The sequence below is a fragment of the Streptomyces sp. DH12 genome, assembly GCF_020873895.1.
Classification (GTDB): Bacteria; Actinomycetota; Actinomycetes; order Streptomycetales; family Streptomycetaceae; genus Streptomyces.
Window position 1 is genome coordinate 1 of the sequence record NZ_JAHWGT010000497.1, and the last position, 588, is coordinate 588.

Annotated in this window: 1 pseudogene; it reads right to left on the reverse strand. The window is 75.3% G+C overall.

What is annotated here, in order from left to right:
- Window positions 1-182: pseudogene (locus LPA54_RS35390) on the reverse strand (hypothetical protein); the annotation flags it as partial.
- Window positions 183-588 lie beyond the last annotated feature (406 nt).

Below are 588 nucleotides of genomic sequence, written 5' to 3' on the forward strand. Positions count from 1 at the left end.
GTGAAGTTGGGCGTGGCTACGAAGACGTCGTCCCGGGCGATGGCGGCGATGCCCTCGAAGATCGCCATGATGCCGCCGAACACCATCAGGAACGCGGCGGCGACCGTCCAGCCCGCCGCCCAGGGGCTCTCGGCCTCCCGGCCCGCCCCGCGATAACCCGTACCGCTGACATTGCTGGCCATGTTTCCCGACCTTCCGGATGTCCCCGAGCGGTTCGATCTCATCCAGAGTGGCATCGCGGGCCCCGCCCGGCACCTCGGCGGGTGAGCCCGGGTCAGCTCTTGGGGCGGCTCTCCTCGCGGAAGGCGTCGGCGAACGCGGTGGCACGCCGGAGCCGGTCGTTCAGCACGGCCGGCTCCTGGGGGACGTCCGCCGTCCGGGTGAACTCCGGCGTCCCGGAAGGGCGGACACCGTCGGGCGCGCGGAGTGTCCGGGGCGCCGGCCGGCGGGACGCAGGGGCGGGACGGCCGTCGTGCCCGTGACGGCGCCGGCCGAGCGGGCCCGGGCCGACGCGGTGGGCGCCGGGAGCTGAGCCGCCGGCCTCGCTCCCCGTGGTCGTACTCCCCGCGGGCGCGGCCCGTTGTCAGT